This window comes from Microbulbifer harenosus, assembly GCF_005771435.1.
Taxonomy (GTDB): domain Bacteria; phylum Pseudomonadota; class Gammaproteobacteria; order Pseudomonadales; family Cellvibrionaceae; genus Microbulbifer; species Microbulbifer harenosus.
In genome coordinates this window covers 260,885-283,836 of the sequence record NZ_VANI01000002.1, presented here as the reverse complement: position 1 = coordinate 283,836, position 22,952 = coordinate 260,885, and the positions used below count along the sequence as shown (strand labels likewise).

The 22,952-nt window shown below is 58.0% G+C and carries 17 protein-coding genes; 7 read left to right on the top strand and 10 right to left on the bottom strand.

The features are described 5' to 3' along the window. Positions 1 to 399: 399 nt before the first annotated feature. Positions 400 to 1,380: an integron integrase gene (locus FDY93_RS02270; RefSeq protein ID WP_138234114.1), complete on the top strand. Its 981-nt coding sequence runs from the start codon at positions 400 to 402 to the stop codon at positions 1,378 to 1,380. A gap of 132 nt (positions 1,381 to 1,512) precedes the next feature. Here FDY93_RS02270 and FDY93_RS02265 read toward each other — a convergent pair whose 3' ends face one another. The 5 genes from FDY93_RS02265 to FDY93_RS02245 form a co-directional block, all read right to left on the bottom strand. Further along, positions 1,513 to 3,258, bottom strand: a complete 1,746-nt coding sequence (locus FDY93_RS02265; protein ID WP_220446080.1) for a dipeptidyl-peptidase 3 family protein — start codon at positions 3,256 to 3,258, stop codon at positions 1,513 to 1,515. A 227-nt stretch (positions 3,259 to 3,485) separates the two neighbouring features. Then, positions 3,486 to 5,294 (bottom strand): ABCB family ABC transporter ATP-binding protein/permease, encoded by a 1,809-nt coding sequence (locus tag FDY93_RS02260; protein ID WP_138234113.1) that lies wholly within the window; start codon positions 5,292 to 5,294, stop codon positions 3,486 to 3,488. Positions 5,295 to 5,441: 147 nt separating this feature from the next. Then, positions 5,442 to 6,053: an NUDIX hydrolase gene (locus tag FDY93_RS02255; RefSeq protein ID WP_138234112.1), complete on the bottom strand. Its 612-nt coding sequence runs from the start codon at positions 6,051 to 6,053 to the stop codon at positions 5,442 to 5,444. Between the two features lie 80 nt (positions 6,054 to 6,133). After that, positions 6,134 to 9,310: an efflux RND transporter permease subunit gene (locus FDY93_RS02250; protein WP_138234111.1), complete on the bottom strand. Its 3,177-nt coding sequence runs from the start codon at positions 9,308 to 9,310 to the stop codon at positions 6,134 to 6,136. Between the two features lie 39 nt (positions 9,311 to 9,349). Continuing rightward, positions 9,350 to 10,648 (bottom strand): efflux RND transporter periplasmic adaptor subunit, encoded by a 1,299-nt coding sequence (locus tag FDY93_RS02245; RefSeq protein ID WP_138234110.1) that lies wholly within the window; start codon positions 10,646 to 10,648, stop codon positions 9,350 to 9,352. Between the two features lie 252 nt (positions 10,649 to 10,900). On the opposite strand from FDY93_RS02245, the gene FDY93_RS02240 reads away from it, so the two are divergent. The 5 genes from FDY93_RS02240 (at position 10,901) to FDY93_RS02220 (ending at position 17,173) form a co-directional block, all read left to right on the top strand. Then, positions 10,901 to 12,193 carry a lipopolysaccharide biosynthesis protein gene (locus FDY93_RS02240; RefSeq protein WP_138234109.1) on the top strand — a complete coding sequence of 431 codons (1,293 nt, stop codon included), beginning with the start codon at positions 10,901 to 10,903 and terminating at the stop codon, positions 12,191 to 12,193. 109 nt (positions 12,194 to 12,302) lie between these two features. Next, positions 12,303 to 13,736, top strand: a complete 1,434-nt coding sequence (locus tag FDY93_RS02235; RefSeq protein ID WP_138234108.1) for a basic amino acid/polyamine antiporter — start codon at positions 12,303 to 12,305, stop codon at positions 13,734 to 13,736. Between the two features lie 13 nt (positions 13,737 to 13,749). Next, entirely contained in the window at positions 13,750 to 15,036 is a 1,287-nt protein-coding gene (gene arcA / locus FDY93_RS02230) for an arginine deiminase (protein ID WP_138234107.1), read from the top strand. Positions 15,037 to 15,105: 69 nt separating this feature from the next. Beyond that, complete coding sequence (gene nhaC / locus FDY93_RS02225) at positions 15,106 to 16,605, top strand: Na+/H+ antiporter NhaC (RefSeq protein ID WP_138234106.1); 1,500 nt, start codon at positions 15,106 to 15,108, stop codon at positions 16,603 to 16,605. 31 nt (positions 16,606 to 16,636) lie between these two features. Next, positions 16,637 to 17,173 carry an NUDIX hydrolase gene (locus FDY93_RS02220; RefSeq protein WP_138234105.1) on the top strand — a complete coding sequence of 179 codons (537 nt, stop codon included), beginning with the start codon at positions 16,637 to 16,639 and terminating at the stop codon, positions 17,171 to 17,173. A 191-nt stretch (positions 17,174 to 17,364) separates the two neighbouring features. Here FDY93_RS02220 and FDY93_RS02215 read toward each other — a convergent pair whose 3' ends face one another. The 5 genes from FDY93_RS02215 to FDY93_RS02195 form a co-directional block, all read right to left on the bottom strand. Further along, positions 17,365 to 17,682, bottom strand: a complete 318-nt coding sequence (locus tag FDY93_RS02215) for a YqfO family protein (protein ID WP_138234104.1) — start codon at positions 17,680 to 17,682, stop codon at positions 17,365 to 17,367. Between the two features lie 23 nt (positions 17,683 to 17,705). Next, on the bottom strand, positions 17,706 to 18,560 hold the full coding sequence (gene trxA / locus FDY93_RS02210; protein ID WP_138234103.1) for a thioredoxin: 855 nt from the start codon (positions 18,558 to 18,560) through the stop codon (positions 17,706 to 17,708). 170 nt (positions 18,561 to 18,730) lie between these two features. Then, on the bottom strand, positions 18,731 to 19,750 hold the full coding sequence (locus FDY93_RS02205; RefSeq protein ID WP_138234102.1) for an alpha/beta hydrolase family protein: 1,020 nt from the start codon (positions 19,748 to 19,750) through the stop codon (positions 18,731 to 18,733). A 51-nt stretch (positions 19,751 to 19,801) separates the two neighbouring features. Next, the gene (locus FDY93_RS02200; RefSeq protein ID WP_240914294.1) at positions 19,802 to 21,184 is read right to left on the bottom strand and encodes a hypothetical protein; all 1,383 of its coding nucleotides are present in this window, start codon (positions 21,182 to 21,184) and stop codon (positions 19,802 to 19,804) included. Positions 21,185 to 21,245: 61 nt separating this feature from the next. Then, positions 21,246 to 22,157 carry a LysR family transcriptional regulator gene (locus FDY93_RS02195; protein ID WP_138234101.1) on the bottom strand — a complete coding sequence of 304 codons (912 nt, stop codon included), beginning with the start codon at positions 22,155 to 22,157 and terminating at the stop codon, positions 21,246 to 21,248. Positions 22,158 to 22,362: 205 nt separating this feature from the next. Here FDY93_RS02195 and FDY93_RS02190 point away from each other — a divergent pair, with 205 nt between their 5' ends. Beyond that, positions 22,363 to 22,938 (top strand): NADPH-dependent FMN reductase, encoded by a 576-nt coding sequence (locus FDY93_RS02190; protein ID WP_138234100.1) that lies wholly within the window; start codon positions 22,363 to 22,365, stop codon positions 22,936 to 22,938. The last annotated feature ends 14 nt before the right edge of the window (positions 22,939 to 22,952 follow it).

The following is a 22,952-nucleotide window of genomic DNA, read 5'->3' as shown; positions in this document are numbered from 1 at the left end:
ATAGGTTGTAAATCCAGCAGAGGCCACTCCAACAATCAGCAGTAAAGTTGACAGTGTCTTTTTAAGGTTACTGGACATGTTCAAATGCTTAACAGTTAATTAGTAGGCAAAGTGATCCAAATGCCCTGCCCACTATCTCTCTGACAATAAGCGTTGAGAATGCTCCTCAGCCCACAGTACGTCAAGAGTTCGGTCGATCCATCAGGCACATCGTTTTCGAAAAATCAGTCATTCCGCCCACTATCCCCACTGCGTCAAAATCAGTAACTCACTGATTAATAAAGAGAATATGGTCATTTCTCCTACTTCTCTGGATATCGTTCACTGTAATCACTTGTAATTGGCAAAATCTGCAAAACATATACAATACTGTATATACAACCAGCAATAAGAGCATTTATGGAATACTTGCCTCGCCCTATTCCTGCATCACCTGAGCGCTTTATGGATCGACTGCGCGCGTTTATGCGGGCGCGCCGGTTGGCCTACCGGACCGAAGATAGCTATTGCCGATGGATTCATGATTTCATTCGATATCATGGTATGCAGAGGCCTGAGAACCTGGCGGCAAAGCATGTCGACCAGTGGCTTTCACATCTCGTGTGTGATCGAGCCGTGTCAGCCAATACACAGAAAACCGCGCTGAATGCGCTCGTATTTCTATACCGTCAGTTTTTGCAACAGGACTTGGAACCGCTACAATTCAGTCGTGCGAAGAAGGGTAGGCAACTGCCTGAAGTATTCAGTCATGAGGAGGCAGTCCGTGTCCTGTCATTAATGTCAGGCCCTGTGCGACTTGCTGCGTCTTTGATGTACGGGTCCGGTTTACGAGTTATGGAAGCGGCACGGCTACGGGTGCGCGACCTGGACTTCGGCAACCAGTCGCTGATTGTGCGTGAATCCAAGGGTGACAAATCACGTATTACACTGCTGCCCAAGTCATTGTTTTCTTCGCTAAGTGTGCAGGTAGATCTGGCTACGGCGCTATATCACCGCGATAGGGAGGAGGGATTTGGCACTATTTACGTACCGGGCGCCCGGTCATCCCGTATGCCAGAACCCGGTATCGAATGGCTCTATGTTTTTCCCGCGGCGGGTCGTGCCTTCTGTCCTGTAACCCAGGTGGTGCGCAGACATCACATGCGCGAGCAGCAGATACGTCGTGCGGTACGCGAAGCGATCCAGAAGGCTGGAATCATGAAATCGGCCAGTTGTCACACGTTCCGCCATTCATTTGCGACAAATCTTCTCGCAACCGGCACCAGTATTCGGGATATTCAGGAGTTGCTAGGCCATAGCGACGTGAACACTACCATGATCTATACCCACGTAGTGGGAAAACACAAAGAAGGCGCCACCAGCCCACTTGATCAGCGGTGACCGGCATCGGCCGATTGGATGTACCGGCTGCCGAAAATAACAAAGCAGCCCTGGGACTTAAACCAGATTTAACGCTGGTCCTAGTCTCAGAGCTGCCTTATTTACTGCTTGGAAACTACAGCTCGGCGCGGGTTATTTGATCCCGAGCACTTCTTTACCCTGAATAAAGGTAACGTCCACGGGAATATCGGCCTCCGCCAGGCGATTCAGATCGACCTGCAGTTCAGCGCTGATAACGCCCATGCCGTCCAGTAGCTCCTTGGCTTTGGCATAATTACCGTCGCCCTGTACCGTCAGAATCAGGTTCGAAAGCTTGGTCATGGCTGCCTGCATTTTTTCGAAGTCGACACTGTACTGGCCTGTGGCCTCATCGCGGGTAAAAGCGCCTTCATTCTTGAAGAAGTTGAACCGCATCATATTCGCCTTTCCGTGTGCGCTAGCGGCGCCGAAGCGGACGCTGCGGAAAATACCGGCAAGGAAGGTTACGTAGTTGTCCATCAACTCGCCCTCCTCCAGCTCACCTTTCTCATGCAGCTTGGTAATCATGTACAGGCCGAGAATATCCGCCTTGCCCTCTTCCAGCGCGGAGGAGGTCTCTTTCAGTGCCTGACGGACATTGGCACCGTCGGTGACCGTTTTCTTGATACCGAGACCGTGAGCCACCTCATGGAACATGGTATTGGCGAAGAACGCATCGAAGGTGATGTGCTTGCGCTGGTCTTCGGCAATCAACACGCCGCTGATGGGCACAAGAATCTGGTCGAACTTGGCACGCATGGCATTTTTCAGCTGCAGGCGGCGGGTGCCCTTCTTCAGCTGCACTTCTTCATCGTTCGGCAGGTTGATGGCGATGGTTTTGGAACCCGCGTTACTGTGGCCCGCGTAATACAGCACATCGTACGCGTTGAGGTCGGAATCGGTTCCGGGTGTTTCAGCCTTGTATTTGTCCTCTACCGGCAGGCCGCGCTGCAGTTCCGGCAGAAACGCAGCAAACTTGGCGAGTTTCTCACTCCACGCCATGTCTTTCAGCAGTACGTAGGATTCATAGGCGGTGCGGTAGGCGAACAGCTGGTCTTCATAGTTTTCGATGGGGCCGATCACCACGTCGATGCGGTTGTTCTTCATGTCCATCCACGCCATATCGCTGTCGCGGAACCGGTCGCTGGTCAGGGCATCGGCACGGAGTTTCAGGTAGCTGGCGAACTCGGCGTCTTCGGCCAGGTCCGATGCTTCGCGCAACAGGGTGGCGGCCTTTTCCAGTTCGGCTTTGTATGCCTCGTGGTAGGGTACCAGCTTCAGATTGCCATTTTCATCGCGGCGTACCAGGGTGTATTGACCATTTTTTTCCGGCTGGTTCCACGCCTCAAACTCCTGCTTGGTCATGTCTTCCGGGTAGAACTCGGCGCCCAGTGGCTTGTCGCTATAGCCTTCAATAAACGGCTTGTTGTCGTTCAGACGATCCCAGGGGCCATAGTTGATGTCGGCGAACTTGCGCGCTGCGCTGTCGTCAATACCACTCAGCAATTCCTGCGCCGGACCGTACGACTGCAGCCAGAACAGTTGGTCCATAATTTTGCTGGCGTCAATCAGTTTACCAATCAGCTGGCGCTGGTTGTCAGACAGGGAAGAGAGATCCGCATTCAGTTCCACCGGTGCGTAGATATTGAAACGCGACGGGTCCACCCCCTTGGCGATACCGCCCGCCTGGGGGCCGGTGGCCGGTGGCGCGGTGTCGGTTGCTGACTGTGCTGCAGCGCTTTCCGCAGGCGCGCCGACGCCCGCTTTGCCGGTGGATTTTTCGTCAGAAGAGCAGCCGGCAACGATGGCGAGTGCCAGTGCGGAGGCGGTAAAAGAAGCAATTAAGTTTGCAGTTTTCATTCCGATTCCTGCCTGTTGTTTTATTTGGTCGTGGCCCGGGAATCCACGAGCAATGCCCGGTACCTTGCGCGCCACATTAAATGTGCCCCTGAGTGATGTCCAGTAATCACCGTGCAACCCCGATCCAGCCCGGATATTTGACTGCAATTATGGGCGATGAAAGAAAAATGCGCGGCGTGAATCCACCATAGAACAACAATTCACGTTACCAGCCGGACCGGTGATGATCACTGCGCCAGTGGTTCCACATCCATTGCACGCTCGCGCTGCTGCATCCGCCACAGAGACGCGTAGTGCCCCCCGGCGGCTATCAGCTCGGTGTGACTGCCCTGCTCCACCACTCGCCCCTGATCCATGACCAGAATCTGGTCCGCATCCACCACCGTGGACAGGCGGTGGGCGATGACCAGGGTGGTCTGCTCGCGGGAGATCTCCTGCAGTGCGCGCAGGATGCCCTGCTCGGAGTGGCTATCCAGGCTGGAGGTGGCCTCGTCGAAGACCATGATCGGTGGGTGCTTGAGCAGTGCGCGGGCGATGGCCACGCGCTGCTTTTCGCCACCGGACAGCTTGAGACCGCGCTCGCCCACCATGGTGTTCACACCATCGGGGAGTTGCTGGATGAAGGTATCCAGCTGCGCATGGCGGATGGCTTCCATGACGTCTTCGTCACTGGCATTCACACGGCCGTAGCGCACATTTTCCAGAATGGACTGGTTGAACAGCACCGTGTCCTGAGGCACCACACCGATGGCGCGGCGCAGGGAATCCTGGCTGACATTGCGGATGTCCTGGCCATCTACCAGAATGCTGCCCTGGTTAACGTCGTAAAAGCGAAACAGCAGTTTGAACAGAGTCGACTTGCCGGCACCGCTGGCGCCGACGATCGCAACTTTCTGTCTCGGCGCCACGGTGAAGCGCACACCGCGCAGGATTTCCCGGTTGGCGTTGTAGCCGAAGTGCACATCGCGAAATTCGATGGCCCCCTGCGCCACCGCGAGACTGGCCGCCTCGCTGGCATCTTCGATTGCCGGCTTCACGTCGAGGATGGAAAACATTTTTTCGATATTGGCGAGGGCGCCTTTCATTTCCCGGTACACGAATCCGAGGAAGTTGAGCGGGATAAATATCTGCATCATCACCGCGTTGATCAGCACAAAGTCACCGATGGTCATGGTGCCTCTGGTTACGTTTACCGCGGCCATTACCATGGCACCGCACATGGCAGCGGCGATGATCACCGCCTGACCAGCGTTCAGGCCGAACAGGGAAAGCCGGCTATTGCGCCGCGCTTTTTCCCATTCCGCCAGCTCACGATCATAGTGTTCCGCCTCGTGTGATTCATTGCCGAAATACTTCACGGTTTCGTAATTAAGCAGGCTGTCCACCGCGCGGCTGCTACTCTGGGATTCCGCCTGATTGAGTGCCCGCACATAGCGCGTGCGCCATTCGGTCGCCGCCACGGAAAACCCGATATAGGCACTCACTGCCCCCAGCACCAGCAACGCGAACGCGGCGCTGTAATTCCACCACAACAGCCCCACCACCATCAGGATTTCCACCAGAGTGGGCACGATGTTGAACACCATGAAGCGCATCAGGAAGCCGATGCCAGAATTGCCGCGCTCAATATCCCGCGACAGGCCCCCGGTGCGGCGGTTGAGGTGATAATCCAGATCCAGCCTGTGCAGGTGCCGGAAGACTTCGAGACCGACGCGGCGCTGCGCACGCTCCGTCACGCGGCCGAAAATGGTATCCCGTAATTCGCCAAACAGTACCGAAGAGAGTCTCACGAAGCCGTAGGCGAGCAGCAGTCCCAAGGGCAATGCAATGGCCGCGGCGGCGCCACCGGCCTGGTCCAGATCATCGACAATGTACTTGAGCAGAAACGGCAGGCCGACACTGGCGGCCTTGGCGCCTACCAGACAAAGTAGCGCCAGCAGCACCGGGCGCCTGAATTCGAGCAGGTAGGGAAACAGGGTTTTGAGCGCGCTCCAGTGGACTTCTTCCAGGGCGACGGCAGATTTAGGTCTGGGCATGGGCTATCTCGGTAAAACTGGGGGGCAGTATACCGGAGCTGGAGTTCACTGCCTGTAGGAGCCTGCCTTGCAGGGACGGCTGTTTGCGAATTCGCCTGCAAGCAGGCTCCTACAAGCGAGAGGGCGATCAGACGAATGGGCGGAAAATTAACTCAAAGCCCTGACTGGTACGTCATCGCGGCGCCCGATGGGCACATCCAGCACTCGCACCAGGAATTCCGTGAGCACCCCGGCGGTAAATCCCCAGATTTCGTAACCCTCGTACTCGTAGGCTGGCAGATAAACGCGGGTCTGGTCGATGGTGATGCGGTCGGTGCGGATACGCGGGTCCTCCATGAAGAATGACAGGGGTACGTGGAAGATTGCATCCAGTTCGCCGGGGTTTGGCGTGAGCACGGCGTCCGCGGCGACGATACCTAGCCAGGGTGTCACCGCCACCTGCCAGCGTGTATTGCGCGTCCACAGCGGCCCCAGCACGCGCACCTGGTCGGCGGGCAGACCGATTTCCTCGTGGGTTTCGCGCAGCGCGGTGTACTCAAGGGAGGGGTCGGTCTCGTCCCAACGCCCCCCGGGCAGGGAGACTTCACCGGAGTGGCTCGACAGCTGCTGCGAGCGCAAAGTGAGAATGACCTGCGGGTCCGGTTCGTCGGTCAGTGCCAGCAGCACCGCGGCGTGGCCGTGCAGATTCGGGCCTTTCGGCACTCGCGCCGCCAGTTCATCTTTTACCGCCGAAAATTTGCGTTCAATGATATCCAGCATTGTCTCTATCGTTTACTGCCACTGCGTTCTGAAACACTATACCCCGGCCGACCGCATTGTTCACTGCAGCGATCACAACCTCAGCGCGGATTTGTACCGGCCTCCGGTGGCGACGCGCCGCCAGTGTCCTTCGGCGTGTGGCCACCTTTCACTTTTTCCCGCAGTCCCTGCATGAGTCCGTAGTAAATCGGCACCAAAAAGGTGGAAAAAATACTCGCCGCAAGCATACCGCCAAATACCGCGAGTCCAAGAGACACACGGCTGGCTGCGCCGGCGCCGGTGGCGATCACCAGCGGAAATATACCCAGCACGAAGGCCAGAGCGGTCATCAGTACCGCGCGAAAGCGCAGGCGGGTGGCCTGGAGCGCAGATTCTTCCACCGACTTGCCCTGATCCCGCTGCAGCATGGCGAATTCCACCATTAGGATTGCGGTTTTGGCGGCCATCGCAATCAGCAGTACCAGGCCAATCTGGGTATAGAGATTGCTGTCATGCCCCACCAACCAGCAGGCCAGCAGACCACCGGCGATGGCGACGGGAATCGCCAACAGTACCGCAATCGGAATTGACCAGCTCTCGTACTGTGCCACCAGAAACAGATAAGCAAACAGCACCGCAAGCGAAAACAGGATGGGCGCCAGATTACCCGCGCTGATTTCTTCCAGGCTGGACCCGGTCCACTCATAACTGTAGCCCTGTGGCAATTGTGCGCCCAACTCTTCCATTGCGCGCATCGCTTCGCCGCTGGAAAAACCGGGAGCGGGCACCCCATTGACGCTGATACTGTTGTAAAGATTGTAGCGATTCACCGTTTGCGGACCTATGCTCGGTACCACTTCCGCCACAGAACTAACCGGCACCAGACTGCCACTATTGGCGCGCACGAAAAAGCCGTTGAGATCCTGCTCGTCATCACGGAATTGTGCTTCGGCCTGCGCCATGACCCGGAACATCTTGCCGAATCGGTTAAAGTCATTGATATAGAAACCACCGAGGTAGGTCTGCAACGTGAGATACACGTCGGACAGCTGCAACCCCAGAATATGCGCCTTGTCTTTATCCACCTCCAGTTGCAACTGCGGTGTCGCGGCCTGATAGGTGGTGAAAGCCCGGGCAATTTCCGGGCGCTGGTTGGCCTCCCCGAGAAGTGCATAGAGTACCGCAGCGAGTTCCTGAATCTCGCGCCCCTGCAGGTCCTGCAGCACAAACTCAAAACCGCCGATGGTGCCGAGGCCGGGCAGCGCCGGCACCGGAAAGGCCTGTACTTCTGCCTCTGGCACCGCGGCACCCAGCCGCTGTACCTTGGCGAGGATGGCGAATTGGTTTAGTGCCGGCGTTGGTCGCTCTTCCCATGGGAGCAATATTACGATCATGAATGCGGTATTGGATGTGGCGCTGCCGGACAACAGGCTAAAGCCAGGTACCGCCATTACATGTGCCACGCCATCGAGTTCGCGGATATTGTCACTCAACCCCTGCACCACTGTCGCCGTGCGGCGCAGGGACGCGCCGTCGGGCAGTTGCACATTCATCATAAAGAAGCCTTGGTCCTCATCGGGAATAAATCCCGTCGGCACTACCGTAAACAGCCACACACAGAGTGCGCCGATACCAGCAATCGTCGCCAGCCCAATCAGCGGACGCCGCACACAAAAACGCACGATGCGAACATAACCATTGGTAGCGCGGCGCAGAAAGCGGTTGAAGAATCCGAACACGCCCGTCAGTTTTTCGCCATGCTCACCTTCCCCCTGCGTCGGCCGCAGTAGAATCGCACTGAGTGCCGGACTCAGAGTTAATGCATTAATACTGGAAATAAACACCGAAATCGAAATGGTCAACGCAAACTGCTGATACATTTTTCCAGTCAGTCCCGGCATCAGCATGACGGGTACAAAAACCGCAAACAGCACTGCGGTGGTGGCGATCACCGGCCCGGTCACCTCGCGCATGGACTCCATCGCCGCCTCTTTGGGCGGCATGCCTTCGCCCAGCAAACGCTGGGTGTTTTCCACCACGATGATGGCGTCGTCCACTACGATACCGATGGCGAGAATCAGCGCGAACAGCGTCACCGTGTTGATCGTCATACCCAGTGCATACATCACCGCAAAGGTGCCGACCAGGGAAACCGGAATCGCAATCGCAGGAATCAGCGTCGCGCGCCAATCCTGCAGGAATACGAATACCACGACGATAACCAGCAAAAGAGCAATCACCAGTGTTTCCACCACTTCCGCGATGGAGGCACGCACAAAATCGGTGGTGTCGTAGAGAATTTCCGATTTCAGGCCGTCGGGGAAGCGCTTGGAAAGCTCCGCCATTTTTTCGCGCACCGCGTCGGCGACGTTCAATGCATTGGCATCCGGCAGCTGATATACCGCAATCACCGCCGAAGGCTTGTTATCCAGTTCCCCAAACGCACTGTAACTCAGGCTGCCGAGTTCAACGCGCGCGATATCCCTCAGGCGCACGATAGCGCCGTCAGGCTTGGAGCGGATGCTGATGTTAGAGAATTCTTCCGCGCTCTCAAGGCGTCCGCGCGCGATGATGCTGTACTGAAACTGCTGATCCTTCTGAATCGGCGGCGCGCCGATACTGCCCGCGGCCACTTGCAGGTTCTGCGCCCGCACCGCCGCAATCACATCATTGGCGGTCACATCCAGCGCGGCCATTTGGTCGGGGTTGAGCCAAAGACGCATGGAATAATCCTGTGCGCCGAGAATCTGCACGTCGCTGACCCCGTCGAGACGTGCCAGCTCGTCGCGGATGAAGATCTCTCCATAGTTGGCGAGAAACAGGGTATCGAATTCATTTTCCGGGGAGAGCAGGTTCACCACCAGCAGAATGGTATTGGAGCGTTTCTCTACGGTTACACCGCTGCGCGTCACTTCCTCCGGCAGGCTCGGGGTTGCCTGCTGCACGCGGTTCTGCACATTGACCTGGGCGATATCGCCGTCGTAGCCGCTGTCAAAGGTGACGGTGAGGCTGTAGGTGCCATCACTGCTGCTCGTAGACGACATGTATTGCATGCCTTCCACGCCGTTGACCTGTGACTCGATGGGAATCGCCACACTGTCGCGCATCACCTCAGCACTGGCGCCGGGAAAAGAAGCGCTCACCCTTACCGTTGGCGGGCTGATATCGGGAAACTGCGCAATGGGTAGCTGTGGCAGTGTCAGTACGCCTGCCAGTGAGATGAGAATGGAGATCACCAGCGCAAAGCGCGGCCGGCGGATGAACGTGGCGCTGATCATCGTTTACCGGCCTTGCACAATGGCGAATACTGCTGTGGATTATTTGCCATCGAGATACGCATCCGGCTCCCTGTCCCGTGTCGGATCGGTGTCGGCGGCGCCGGATCTGGCGCGCTCCTTTTCGGGCACGTCCCCTTCACGCAGCTGCATTACCGGGCTGGTGGTCTGCGGAGGTGTTATCGTCTTCAGCCCCTTGTAGGGGTTCAATGCAGTATTCTGCGGCGTCACGGCCTCGCCGGCATTCACCCGTTGCAGGCCATTCACGATCAGCCGCTCACCGGGCTTCATCCCCTTATCCACCGCCCACAGTTCCCCCTCCCGCTGCCCCAGTTCCAGGTAGCGTTTGTGCGCGATGTTATTGTCATCCACCACATAGACGAACCGCCCCTGCATGTCTTCCTGCACGGCGGCCTGGGGGATCAGGGGCTTGATGGATTCCTTGCCGGAAAACACGCTGATCTCCACCCGCACAAACTGCCCCTGTACCAATAACTGCTCAGGATTCGGGAAGCGCGCACGCACAAGCGCCGAGCCAGTCGTCGGGTCGATCTGGTTGTCGACAAATACAATCACGCCAGGATGTGGATAGAGCACCCCATTGGGCTGTTTTATGCGTACTTCCCGCCGCTCCGGCGCCAGTCCCTGCTGGCGACGTCGCTCCGCCTCTTCCTGGACCACAAACAGGCGGTGTTCCGGTACTTCGAAATTGACGAAGATCGGGTCCATACGCACGATCGACGTCAATGGATCGGAGTTTGGGCCCACCAGTGAGCCATCGGTAAACTGGCTGCGGCCGATGATACCGGTAAGCGGCGCGCGGATCTGGGTGAAGCTGAGATTAAGCTCCGCTGCGTCGACATTAGCCTGCATGGCCTCTACCTGGGACTGCGCCGCTTCATAGTTGCCGGTGAGCTCATCCATCTGAACCTTACTGATAGCACCCGTGCGCACCAGTTCTCTACCGCGGCGGAAATTGCGTTCGGCGATGACCAGCGCGGACTGGGCCTGGGTAAGGTTGGCCCGCTGGTTTTCCAGCGCAACCACAAACGGCCTGGGGTCGATGACATACAGCAACTCCCCCTGCTGAACCATCTGCCCCTCAATAAAATTGCGGCTCTCGATATACCCCTCAACCCGAGGCCGCACCTTGAACTCATCAGTGGCTTCAACGCGCCCCACATACTCATAGCGGGGAACCACCTGATGCGCACGCACCGCCAGCACTTCGACCGGCGGCGGCTTGGGAGCCGGCGTGTCTTCACCTTTGTCTCCGCAGGCACTCACACACAGCAAAATGAGCGCCGCAACGACCGGCGTGGGGAACAGGGCTTTCAACATCAGCTAAAACACACAGCCAATTGGACTACGACACATATTCAAACTATAGATGGCACCCTTCACCAAACCGCCGAATGAGACTAATCAAGTGCCAAAAGCCGCTGTTAAGCGAATTAGTGACTTGGAGAAGCCGCTCCAGCGTGATCAACAATGTCCGGCGCGTTCTCGATGCGCCGAACTAAACTTTGCACGGGATACACGCAATCCCCCATTCACGCGCACACCTAAAACAGCAGGTATTTCGCAGCCACGATGTTGATCGTCTCCAGACGCGAACATTTCACGGAAGTCGGTAAGCTGGCGGTCATCGCGTTCACCGGTCACGGCATTGTCTTTCTGATCAATCTGATACTGGCACGCCACTTGGCCGTAACCGAATTCGAAAACTATGTCGTCGCGGTAGCGGTCTTTCATCTGATCCTGGCGATAACTTCCCAAGGGCTGGACAAGTATGCCCTGCGAATAATGCCGGCCAAATTTTCTCGCCAGCATCACGGACACGCGGCGCACTACTTTCTTTTCTCATTATCGCGCCTGATGATTGGCGCCATAGTGGTGGCCGCGTTGACGCTGTTGTGGGCTCGGGAATTACGCGAATTCTCTGACGACGCTTTGAATGCCATCTATTACAGTCTGCTCGCCTTGCCTCTCGGCGCACTGACTTACTACCTGTGCGCAGTGATCAGCGCCACCGGCGACTGCGTGCGCGCAACGACAGTCACCTATCTCTTTGTGCCTGTGCTCACCTTGGCATTTGTCTGTATTGCACTGGTTGCCTCCCCGCAGGCAACAGGTGCCATGGGTATCCTCTGCTGGTTGATTTCCTGGTGCTTTGGACTCGCTCTCGCCACCTACTGGGTTAAAAAAGCATGGCCGGCAGAGGGCGGCGCGCTCAAGCCGGAGAGGGCCAACTTATCCTGGCAGCGCGAAGCGATGCCTTTCTGGTTATACCGCTTGTCCATGGTCGTCATTGCACAGATCGCCATTATTCTGCTCGACTGGCTGCAACCTTCGCCCGCAGCAACAGGTGCCTATGCTGCAGCCATGTCTACCGCCGGGCTCGCCGCGGTGCTAGCAGCGGCCACTAACCGGGTCTATGCGCGGGAGCTCTCGATTATTCTGGATACGGGAGACTACACCGCACTCAGGCGCCTGCGGGTGCAACGGCTGCAGTGGATGCTACCGGTGCTGGGACTATTCCTGCTAATCGCACTCATATTCACCCGGGAAATTCTCGGACTGTTTCAGCCGGATTTCGTTACTGAGGGCACCGCCGCCTTCCGTATTCTCGCGGTCACTACGTCGGCCACGGTGCTTATGGGGGTCGCCCCGATCTACCTGAAGCACCGGAAGCAGAGTCGTGTCATTTTTCCCGCGCTCGCACTCGCCGCACTCGCGCAGATAGCCCTGTTGATTGTGTTGGTACCGAGGTTTGAAGCAACCGGTGCGGCGATTGCCTACGCGATCTCGATGGTGGGGCTCTACAGCTTTTTTTCCCTGGTAGGCCATCGCCAAGTGCGCGCAGCTGATTCCAGAGGTAACTAAGCCGCTATATTAAAGGTCCGTTTGATAGCAAATTGCATTGGATGAAGCCGGAGTCGAGTTTTATGCCAGTAGCTACACTGAACAAAGCTATCTAATGGCCGCAAGTTCAATGAGTACAGAATCCGCGCAGAATCTGACACGCACGACCATGATGGGCATGGTGGTCGGCTCCATGATTGGAGCCGGTATTTTCTCGCTGCCCGCCACCTTTGCCAATGCCACGGGTCCGTTCGGTGCACTGATCGCCTGGTGTATTGCCGGTACCGGCATGCTGATGCTGGCGTTCGTATTCCAGACCCTGGCGGTGCGCAAACCGGATCTCGATGCCGGTATCTTTACCTACGCCAAAGACGGCTTCGGCAATTACATCGGCTTTATGGCCGCGTTTGGCTTCTGGGCGGGCAGTTGCCTCGGCAATACAACCTATTTCGTACTCATCAAATCCACTCTCGGTGCCGCTGTTCCGATGTTCGGCGAGGGCAACACCGTTCCAGCGGTGGCTATATCCTCCGTCATTCTGTGGTCCATCCATTTTATGATCCTGCGCGGTGTCAAACAGGCTGCGGCCATCAACAAGATCGTCACCGTTGCCAAGATCATTCCCATCATTCTGTTCATCATCATTGTGGCGATGGCGTTCAAGAAAGATCTGTTCGTGGAAAATTTCTGGGGGGGCGGTGACTACAACCTCTCCGACGTGATGAGTCAGGTGCGCCGCACCATGCTGGTTACGGTGTTCGTATTTATCGGTGTGGAAGGCGCCAGTGTGTTCTCTCGTTACGCCAAGAATCGCGCAGATGTGGGTTGGGCCACGGTAATGGGTTTTCTCGGTGTGCTGTGTTTGATGATTCTGGTTACCTTACTGCCCTATGGTGTGCTGTTGCGACCGGAGATCGCCGACATCCGTCAGCCGTCCATGGCTGGTGTGCTGCAGGCGGTGGTTGGTACCTGGGGTGCTGTATTCGTGAGCGCGGGTTTAATCATCTCGGTGCTGGGCGCCTACCTGGCCTGGACGCTGCTGTGTGCGGAAGCGCTGTTCACCGCATCCAAGTACGATCTGGTACCGAAGATCTTCGGGCGTGAGAACAGCAACGGGGTGCCATCTACCGCACTGTGGTTGACCAACATTCTGGTGCAGATTTTTCTGATCCTGACCATCTTTGCGCAGTACGCGTTTGATCTGACGCTGGAACTGACCAGTTCGATGACACTGATTCCGTACTTGCTGGTGGCCGGTTACGGACTCAAGCTCGCATTCACCCGCGAGACATACGAATCTGATCCCGCCCGTCTGCGCAACCGCGAACTGATCGTCGGTATCATCGCCACTCTGTATACGTTTTTCATGATTCTCGCCGGTGGGTTGGAACATGTGCTGCTGGCCTGCATTCTGTTTGCACCAGGCACGCTACTGTTCATTCTCGCGCGCCGGGAGCTGAACCTGCGCACTTTTAACGGTAAGGAACTCATTCTGTTCGCCGCCATCATTGTCGGCGCCGTCATCGGTATTTACTCGCTTATTACTGGTGCCATCGTTCTCTAGAGAGAGTTTTTTCATGGCTAGCTCCAAGTCCGAATCCAAGTCCAAATCCAAGTCCGCCGCCACTCTCGGCGTTTATTCCGAAGTCGGCCAACTGCGCAAGGTCATGGTCTGCGCACCGAGCCTGGCGCACACCCGTCTTACTCCGACCAATTGCGACGACCTTTTATTTGACGATGTCCTGTGGGTGCAAAATGCCAAACGCGATCACTTCGACTTCATGACCAAGATGCGTGACGTTGGCATTGACGTGGTGGAGATGCACAACCTGCTCGCCGAGACCGTCGCCATTCCGGAAGCGCGCAAGTGGTTGCTGGACCGCAAGATCACCGTGAATAACGTCGGTATCGGCATGATGGAAGACACCCGCGCCTACCTCGAAAGTCTTGAGCCGCGCGAGCTGGCGGAATTCCTGATCGGCGGTCTGTCGGTGATCGACCTGCCGGATGCGTTCTCTAAATCCGATTTCATGGAACTCGCCCGTGAAGCCCACGGCGCGACCGAGTACCTACTGCCGCCGCTGCCCAACACACTCTACACCCGCGACACCACCTGCTGGCTATACGGCGGTGTCACCCTGAACCCGCTGTACTGGCCGGCGCGCAAGGAAGAGACTTTTCTCACCACCGCGATCTACAAGTTTCACCCAATGTTTACCAAAGAGAAATTTGAAGTCTGGTGGGGCGACCCGGACACAAATTTCGGGCTCGCCACCGTGGAAGGCGGCGATGTGATGCCGGTGGGCAACGGCATTGTGCTGATCGGTATGAGCGAGCGCACCTCGCGCCAGGGCATCTCGCAGCTGGCTGCGGCGCTGTTTGAAAAGGGCGCGGCAGAACAGGTAATCGTGGCGGCGATGCCGAAGCTGCGCTCGGCGATGCATCTGGACACGGTGTTTACCTTCGCCGACCGCGACCTGGTCACGCTTTACCCGGAGATCATGAATCAGGTACACACCCTGGTGCTGCGGCCGAAAGACCAGGCTCAAGACCTGCATATCACTCTGGAAAACAAGCCGTTTGTGGAAGTGGTGGCGAAGGCATTGCACCTGAAGAAAATTCGCGTGGTGGAAACCGGTGGCGACCACTACGCCGCCGAACGGCAGCAGTGGGACAGCGGCAACAATCTTGTCGCGGCGAAACCCGGGGTGGTGTTTGCCTACGACCGCAACACCTACACCAATACACAGCTGCGCAAAGAGGGCGTCGAGGTGATTACCATCGTCGGCGCTGAACTTGGACGCGGCCGTGGCGGAGGCCACTGCATGACCTGCCCGATTGCGCGCGATCCCGTTGATTTCTGATACTCCCATTGCGATAAAACTGCGCGGGGCGTCCGCCGAGCTGCCCCGCGCGCGAGAGAATTTCTCACTATGGCCATGCCAGGTGAACACAAACACATCCGCACACCGTCCCTCCTCGATGCACTGATTCCGCTGGTGACGCTGGCGCTGCTGATTGGCAGCTCGCTGGCTCTGTTCGGTATGCAGGCACTGGACGGCCCAATCCAGACCGCGCTAATTGTCTGCTGCATGGTCGCCGCCCTCATTGCCCTGAAGAATGGTCACTCGTGGAGCTCGGTGCAGAAAGCCGGCCAGGGCGCGCTGGCGTCGATTACCAGTGCCATCTTCATTCTGCTCGCCGTGGGCGCACTGATCGGCACATGGAATCTTTCCGGCACCATCCCCACACTGGTCTACTACGGCATCCAGGCGCTGTCCCCCACTTGGTATTACGTGGCGAGCGCGGTGATCTGCGGTGTTATCGCCATGTCCATCGGCAGTTCCTGGACTACCGCCGGCACCATCGGTGTGGGGCTGGTGGGCATCGCCACCATGCTGGAAGTCTCCACCGCGATTACCGCCGGTGCGGTTATCTCGGGCGCTTACCTCGGCGACAAACTGTCGCCGCTGTCGGAGACCACGATTCTTTCTTCGCAAATGGTCAAGGTGGACGTCTACACCCACATCCGCAATCAGGCCTGGACCTCGGTGCCCGCATTTCTGTTTGCCGCGGTGATATTTGCGCTGCTCGGCCTCGGCCGCGTCGACATTGAGGGGCAGAGCGAATTACAGCAGGCGGTGGAGCTGAAATCCCTAAACGGTATCTACCACATCACCGCTCTGAATCTGTTGCCGCTGTTGTTGCTGGTCATCATGTCGGTCCGCAAATTTCCCGCGTCCCTTTCGCTGCTGTTGTCGGCGATATTTGCCGGCATTCTCGGCGCCTTCCTGCAACCGACGGTGTATGCCGGATTTGCCGGTGAGGATGTTCTCGGTATCGGTGGCGCAGTGAAGGCGATCTGGCAGGCGATGGCAAACGGGTTTCATATGGCATCGGGTGTCGCGGATGTGGACCAGCTGCTGTCCCGCGGCGGTATGTCGAGTATGCTGCACACCTTGTGGCTGATTATGGGTGCGGTGACCTTTGGTGCGCTGCTGGATGAGTTCGGTCTGATCAAGCAACTGATCAACCCGCTGATCTACCGCGCGAAATCCATTGGCGGTCTCTTCCTTACAGTATTCGCCAGCGCTTTCGGCCTCAATGTGGTGGCCGGAGATCAGTACATCGCCCTGGTGTTGCCGACGCGTATCTTTCGCGCAGAGTTTGAGAAGCGCGGCCTGGCCCCGCAGAACCTGTCGCGGCTGGCGGCCGATTGCGGCACCGTCACTTCACCGCTGGTGCCATGGAATTCCTGCGGCGCGTTTATGGCGGCAGTTCTCGGCGTACCCACGCTGCTGTATCTGCCGTTCTGCCTGTTCAACGTGGCGAGCCCGGCGCTCAGCGTGCTGTACGGCTATACCGGCTTCAAACTGGTGAAGCTCGACAGGCCGGTCACTCGGGAAGCGGGTGGCGACACCCGAGACGGCTGACGCCATTCTGCACTGCGCGTATACTTGCGCGATGAAATTTTGCAGCCACTGTGCCCATACCGTTGTATTCGAGATCCCCGCCGGCGACGACCGCCCCCGCCACCTGTGCCGGGCTTGCGGTGCCATTCATTATGTAAACCCCCGGGTGATTGTCGGCACCCTGCCCTATATCGGCGAACAAGTGCTGCTGTGCAAGCGCGCCATCGAACCCCGCCACGGGCTCTGGACCCTGCCCGCCGGATTCATGGAAAACGGCGAAAGTAGTGAACAGGGTGCACTGCGGGAATCTTGGGAAGAGGCGCGCGCCAGGCTCCGTATCGACGAACTGTTCGCGGTTTACGACATCCCCCACATCAATCAGGTGTACCTGATGTACCGCGGGGAACTCACCGATATGGATTTCGGCCCTGGGCCGGAGTCACTGGAAGTGGAACTGTTTGAGGAGAAAGACATTCCCTGGGACGAGATGGCCTTTCCGGTGATGACGCAAACGCTGAAGCACTACTTCCGCGACCGGGACAATGGCGTGTTTCAATTGCATCGCGAAGTGATCGAACGGAAGCTCTGAGTCAAAACAACCTCCTCGCTTTAAAGCCCGCCTCGTTCTGTCGAGTTTCGGTGCCGGCGAATCACTGGGTAGCCCTTTTCGAAACCGCTGTGAATACATCCCTGTACGCTGCGTCGGCGACATCCCTGTCGCCGACGCTTTCGAAAAGGGCTACCCAGCGCTTCACCTTCAGTTTTGACCGCAACACTTCGTCAGCCACACCGGGGGTCTAGTCGCCACAGATCAAACGCCGGCTCCTCGTAAGGATGGGCGCGGCGCATGGCGGCGAGCACGTCGTCCACCACCTCATCCGCGCACACGGTTTCCACCCGGTACTCCGGCACCTGTTCCACCCTCCCCTGCTGGCCAATAAACGGCTGGCTGCCGTCCAGCGGGCGGAATTGGCCGGTGCCGAGCACCTGCCAGCTGCAGCTGTCGTAATCGCCGATGCGCCCGGCACCGGCGGCAAACAGTGCCTGCTTCACCGTCTCCAGATGCGGTTCGGGGATATACACGCAGAGTTTGAACACCGCACCGCCCTCTCAGAAAATAATCAGAACAGCAGAGTCATCAGCTTGCGCTGATAGGCCGTCGCCACCGGATCGCCCTTGCCCAGCGCCTTGACGATATCCAGGTACGCCTGCTTCACCGCGCCATCGGCATAGCCCATATCCCGGCGCAGAATGTTCAGCAGCAGCTCCAGCGCCTCCTCGTGGCGCTCGTTCTGGCTGTACTGCACCGCCAGTTTGTGGGCTGCATCGAAGTCGTCGGGGTTGGCCGTCAGAACTTCCTGCAGCGCCTTGATCTCGGGGGATTCCGCCGCCTGCAGTTTCAGCTCCAGCTGCGCCATCAGCTGCTGGTAATCGCCGTCCTGATCCGCCAGCAGAATCTTGCCGAGCACCGCTTCTGCGTCTTTGGTGCGGTTTTTTTCCAGCAGTACCGCCGCGTATTGTTTGGCGATATCCGCGCGCTCACCGGAGTCCGTGTAGGCCTGCCGCAGGATTGGCAGTGCCTCGTCCAGGTCACCCTCGCCCACCAGCTTCTGCGCGCGCGCCAATGCCAGGTCCCAGGGCTTGGGCAGGTATTTATCCAGCATCTCGCGGATCTGTTTTTCCGGCTGGGCGCCAGCAAAGCCGTCAACCGGCTGGCCATCTTTCAGCACCATCACCGTAGGCAGGCTGCGCACCCCCAGCTGGCCGGCCAGCACCTGCTCGGTATCGGCATTCAGCTTCGCCAGCAGGAACTGGCCCGCGTATTCCCTCGCCAGCTTCTCCAATACCGGCATCAGCTGTTTGCAGGGCTCACACCAGTCGGCCCACACATCCACCACCACCGGGCGTTTCATGGATTCTTCGATCAACACCTGCTGGGCGTTCTGGGCTGTGACATCGACGATAAAATCTTCCACGAATACTCCTGAATACAGTTGATCGGCCGCTTATTGCCTGGCGACCACAATTTTGGCGCATGATACCCGATTGTTAACCATCTGCGGTTACCTGGCCCAGAATTCCGCCAGGGAACACGTCTGCAGTCCGCAAAAAATGTGCGCACGTTCGTCAGACTGTTTAGCTGCCTTTAAAGGAAACGATTGAACCAGTCGGAGACGCTCCGCAGATAAGCTTCACGATTATTGTTGAAGCCGTGATTGTCCCCCTCGAACTCCACCAGAGAGTAGCGATGTCCGAGTGCTTGGAACTTTTGTGCTAACACACGGGACTGTTCGACAGACACCTTTTCATCGGCAGTGCCATGGAGCAAAAGAATTGGCAGGTTCCGATCCAGCTCCTCCGCCCAAAGCAGCACTGAGCGCTTCTTCAGCGCAGCCATTCTGTCGCGATCGAACTCCGGTATACGTTTGCGGAAAACCGCCTCCATATCCGGACGCTGCGCCAGGCCCGCCGATAAATCCGCGACCCCGGCGGCTACTACCAGCGCCTTTACGGGGACGCCGCTTCTCGCCGTCATAAACGTCTGGATTCCACCCCGACTGTGGCCCCACATTCCAATCCGTTTCGCATCGGCACCTCTGATTGCCGGAACCAGATCGAACAGTGCGCGGACATCCTCTATATCGCGCCCACCGAACTCATCGCTCGGGCCATCACTATCTGGTGCCGCGAATGTGCCCCGATACTGACTGCCAACAACGACAAAACCCCGATCCGCGACGGGAAACAGATTGCGCATCATGCTGGAGAAGGTCACCGCGCCGAAATCACCGTTGCCACCGCGGTTGTAAACCACCACGGGCAAAGATTTCTCCGCGCCCTTCGGGCGAATAACAAAACCCCGCACGGCAGCGCCATCCACCTCGTATATGAAGGTTTCGCACTCAAGTCTGTCGCGATACTGCAAGTACTGCGATACAGGGAAGAACTGTTCAAAATTCTCCAGTGCTTTAGCCGCCTTTTTTTCCGGCAGGTTTCGCGTGGCGATTTTACCGGCAACTTGCGCTCGCCATCGTTCATAACTGGCGTGATTTCCGCTCCAGCAGCTCTCACCGTCGAAGACCTGTGCCGACTGAATGAGTGGTGAACCCTGTGCCCAGCCGAAAAGCGGTATCACGGAAAACAACGCTGCAAGAAATCCTTTCATTCCATTTCCTTTTTATTTGCCTTTTATAGCGTGTTTGGCGATGGCCGCGTCTCACCAGTGCAATGACGACGGCAGCCGCGGCGATGACAGCAGTTTGGCGAATTTACGCCAGCGCTCGTCCTGCGAGTCCGCACCTTGCTCGACATATTCCTGTACCAGCTGCTTGCCCCAGTTGTAGTTGATCACGTAGGCGCCGTAAGTATCCACGAACCTTACCCGCTGCGCAGCCTTTTCCGGGCTCATTCCGGTGTACTTCTGGAAGCGGGCGATGGCCTCGTCGCGGTCTATCTCGCGGTCGATGTATTCGCGCGCGACGATGTTCTCTGCAAACTTCAGTTTCGCTAGCAGGTCGAGTACCCGCTGGTATTTTTCCGCACCAGCGGGGTCGAGGCCGGCTAGCGGGTAGAGGGTTTCCCGTTCAAAGCGCGTTTTGTCCTCGCCCGGGAAGGCGAGATCAATACCGTAATTGGCGCTGCCCTCGGCAATCAGGGATTGCGGGCTGAACAGCGGATACACGCTGTACTCCACCCAGCCCCGGTCCTTCACCAGTTTCTGTTCCAATAATGTGTTGTAGGTATGGTGGCCGGGGTAGCCCTCGTGGCAGCCGAGATCCACGGCGCGGTCGATATAGATGGGCAGTTCGCTGTTGATCTGGATCAGGCTGTGGGCATTGCCCTGGTACCAGTTGTAGCCGCTCCAGGGTTTGTCCTGCACGTACTCCAGGCGGAAGCTCTCATTTTCAGGCAGCTGGATATGCGCCTTTGTGCGTTTCTTGCATTCGTCGATTGCCGCATTGAACACCGCCTCCAGCTTGTCTTCGGGAATGCGGTACTGCTGCTGGAATTGCTGTATGCGCAGATGCAGCGGCTCGCCGCCCGGCAGTTCCTGTTCGAGTGCCGCGAGCACCGGCTCGAATTCGGCGTACTGTTGCACCGGTGGCTCGGTGTCATACAGCGCTTTGGCCTCGCGCTGGAAATTGCGGTAGCTCGCATCGGCAATGTGATGGGCGTGATAGGTAACGGCGGACAGTTGGGTTTTTAGGTAATGCTGACGCAGGGCCTGCAGATTGCCCGCAGGCTCGGTAGTCTGCGGCAATTTCGCCAGCAGTGCTTCCGCGCGACTCGCCAGTTCCGCCGGCGAGGCTTGATCCGCTTCCGCCTCGGCTTTCCAGGCGGCGGGCCCGTAATAGGCATCTACATAGCTTTTATCGTGATTACCGAGAGTGAGCACCAGCCGCACATAGTCTTCCGCCAGCTGGTCCAGCGCGGCGTCATTTTGCGTATTCTCGGGCGCGGTTGCGGTTTCACCCTGCTGCGCGGATGCCGTGGTTTCGGTTGCGTCGGATTCCCGCGCCCCGTTCTTAGTGCGGCTGTCGCAGCCTGCCCCTATCGCGAGTAACAGGCCCATTGCCGCGGAGATCGTTATTTTTTTCACGTCGTTGCTTCCCGTTGCAGAGTTCATAAGTTCAAATCGACTGCCGACGATCATAGCCGATTCAGGGTTGCACGCCGATCTCCGGTGGCAGGAGCGCCAGCTCCCGTTTGATCCACTCCAGGAACAACTGCACCTTGCGTGTGCGGTGCATGTCGCGGTGGGTGACGAGCCACAGGTTTGTGCGCCACTCCCGCGGCGGCTCCAGCATTCGACGCAGACCGGGGCGCGTTTCCGCACACCAGCTGTGCAGCGCGGCAATGCCGACGCCATTGCGGGCAGCGTCCTCGAATCCGGAGAACTCATTGCAGCGGAACACAATCTGTTCCTCTGGCACCTGCCTGGCGATCCAATCCAGACTGGGAATGAAATCGTAAGCCTTGATGGGCGCTATAAAGCGGTGGCCAGACAGGTCGTCGCGGCTGTTCAGCGGTCCGCACTCGCGAACGTACTCGTCGGATGCATAGAGGGTGTTCTGCAGGGAGATAGCCGGCTGCACCACATAGTCCGGTTCCGTGGGCTTTGCCCCCGGACGGATGCCGATGTGCGCCTCTCCGTGCTCCAGGCGCAGATGGCGTTGGTCTGCCACCAGATGCAGGCGCACCTGGGAATTCTCGGCCTGAAATCCGCGCACAATGGGCATCAGCTGTGGAATCAGCGTGTTTACGGTAGTGATGATCAGCGTGCCATGCAGCGCCTCGTCCACGCCCTGCATCTTCCCCACCAGCAGGTCCAGCTGATCCTGCATATTTTCCGCCGCACTCATCAGTATCTGCCCCGCTTCAGTAGGCACGTAGCCGCGGGGGTGGCGGATAAACAGCCTGGTCTTCAGCGCCTTCTCCAGTGCGTCTATCCGCCGCAGTACGGTGGAATGCGACACCTCCAGCTCCAACGCCGCGCCCGACAGTGTGCCCGCGCGGGCCACCGCCAGGGCGTAGTGCAGGTTGTTCCAGTCCTTGACCGCGGTGCCAGACATCCGGGTCTCCTTGTGCCAGTTACTTGGAGTGCAATCTACTGTGCCTCAGACTTCTGTGCAACTACGCACAGAAGCGTTGCGAATATTCTATTTCTGTCCTCCCGGAGTTAGGACAGAATGGCGGCCATCGAAATTGGTTTGGAACGTTACCGGCGTTTCGCATTCAGCGGAATCTCCGCAAACACGCATCAAAGGAAAATCCATCATGAGCAACAATCGCAAACCTCGCCTGCTGGCCCTTGCCGGCAGCCTGCGTCAGGACTCCTGGAACCGTCAGCTGGCAACCGCCGCCGCGCAGATGGCGCGGGACGCCGGTGCCGAGGTGGTGGAAGTGAACCTGCGCGACTATCCCCTGCCCCTGTTCGACGAAGACATTGAGGCCGCCGGTGTACCGGAGCCCGTGAGCCGCCTGAAGGACCTGTTTGCCAGTGCCGACGGCCTGCTGATTGCGAGCCCCGAGTACAACGGTTCGGTCACTGCAGCATTGAAAAACCTGATTGACTGGGTGTCCCGTCCCGATGGTCAGTACGGTCGCGCGGAAGTGTTCCAAGGGCGCCGCGCTGCGCTGTTTGCCACCTCTCCGGGCGGCCTTGGCGGTATGCGTGGGTTGAACCACCTGCGGGATATTCTGCAACCGCTCGGCACCTGGATCGCCCCCACCATGCTGGCGGTGCCGGCTTCCATGAACGTATTTGACGCGGAGGGAAATCTGGTGGACGAGGGCGCAAAGACTCAGCTGCGCGCACTGGTGGAACAGACCCTGGCCGCCATAGTGATCTGAGTGATCTGATCCCG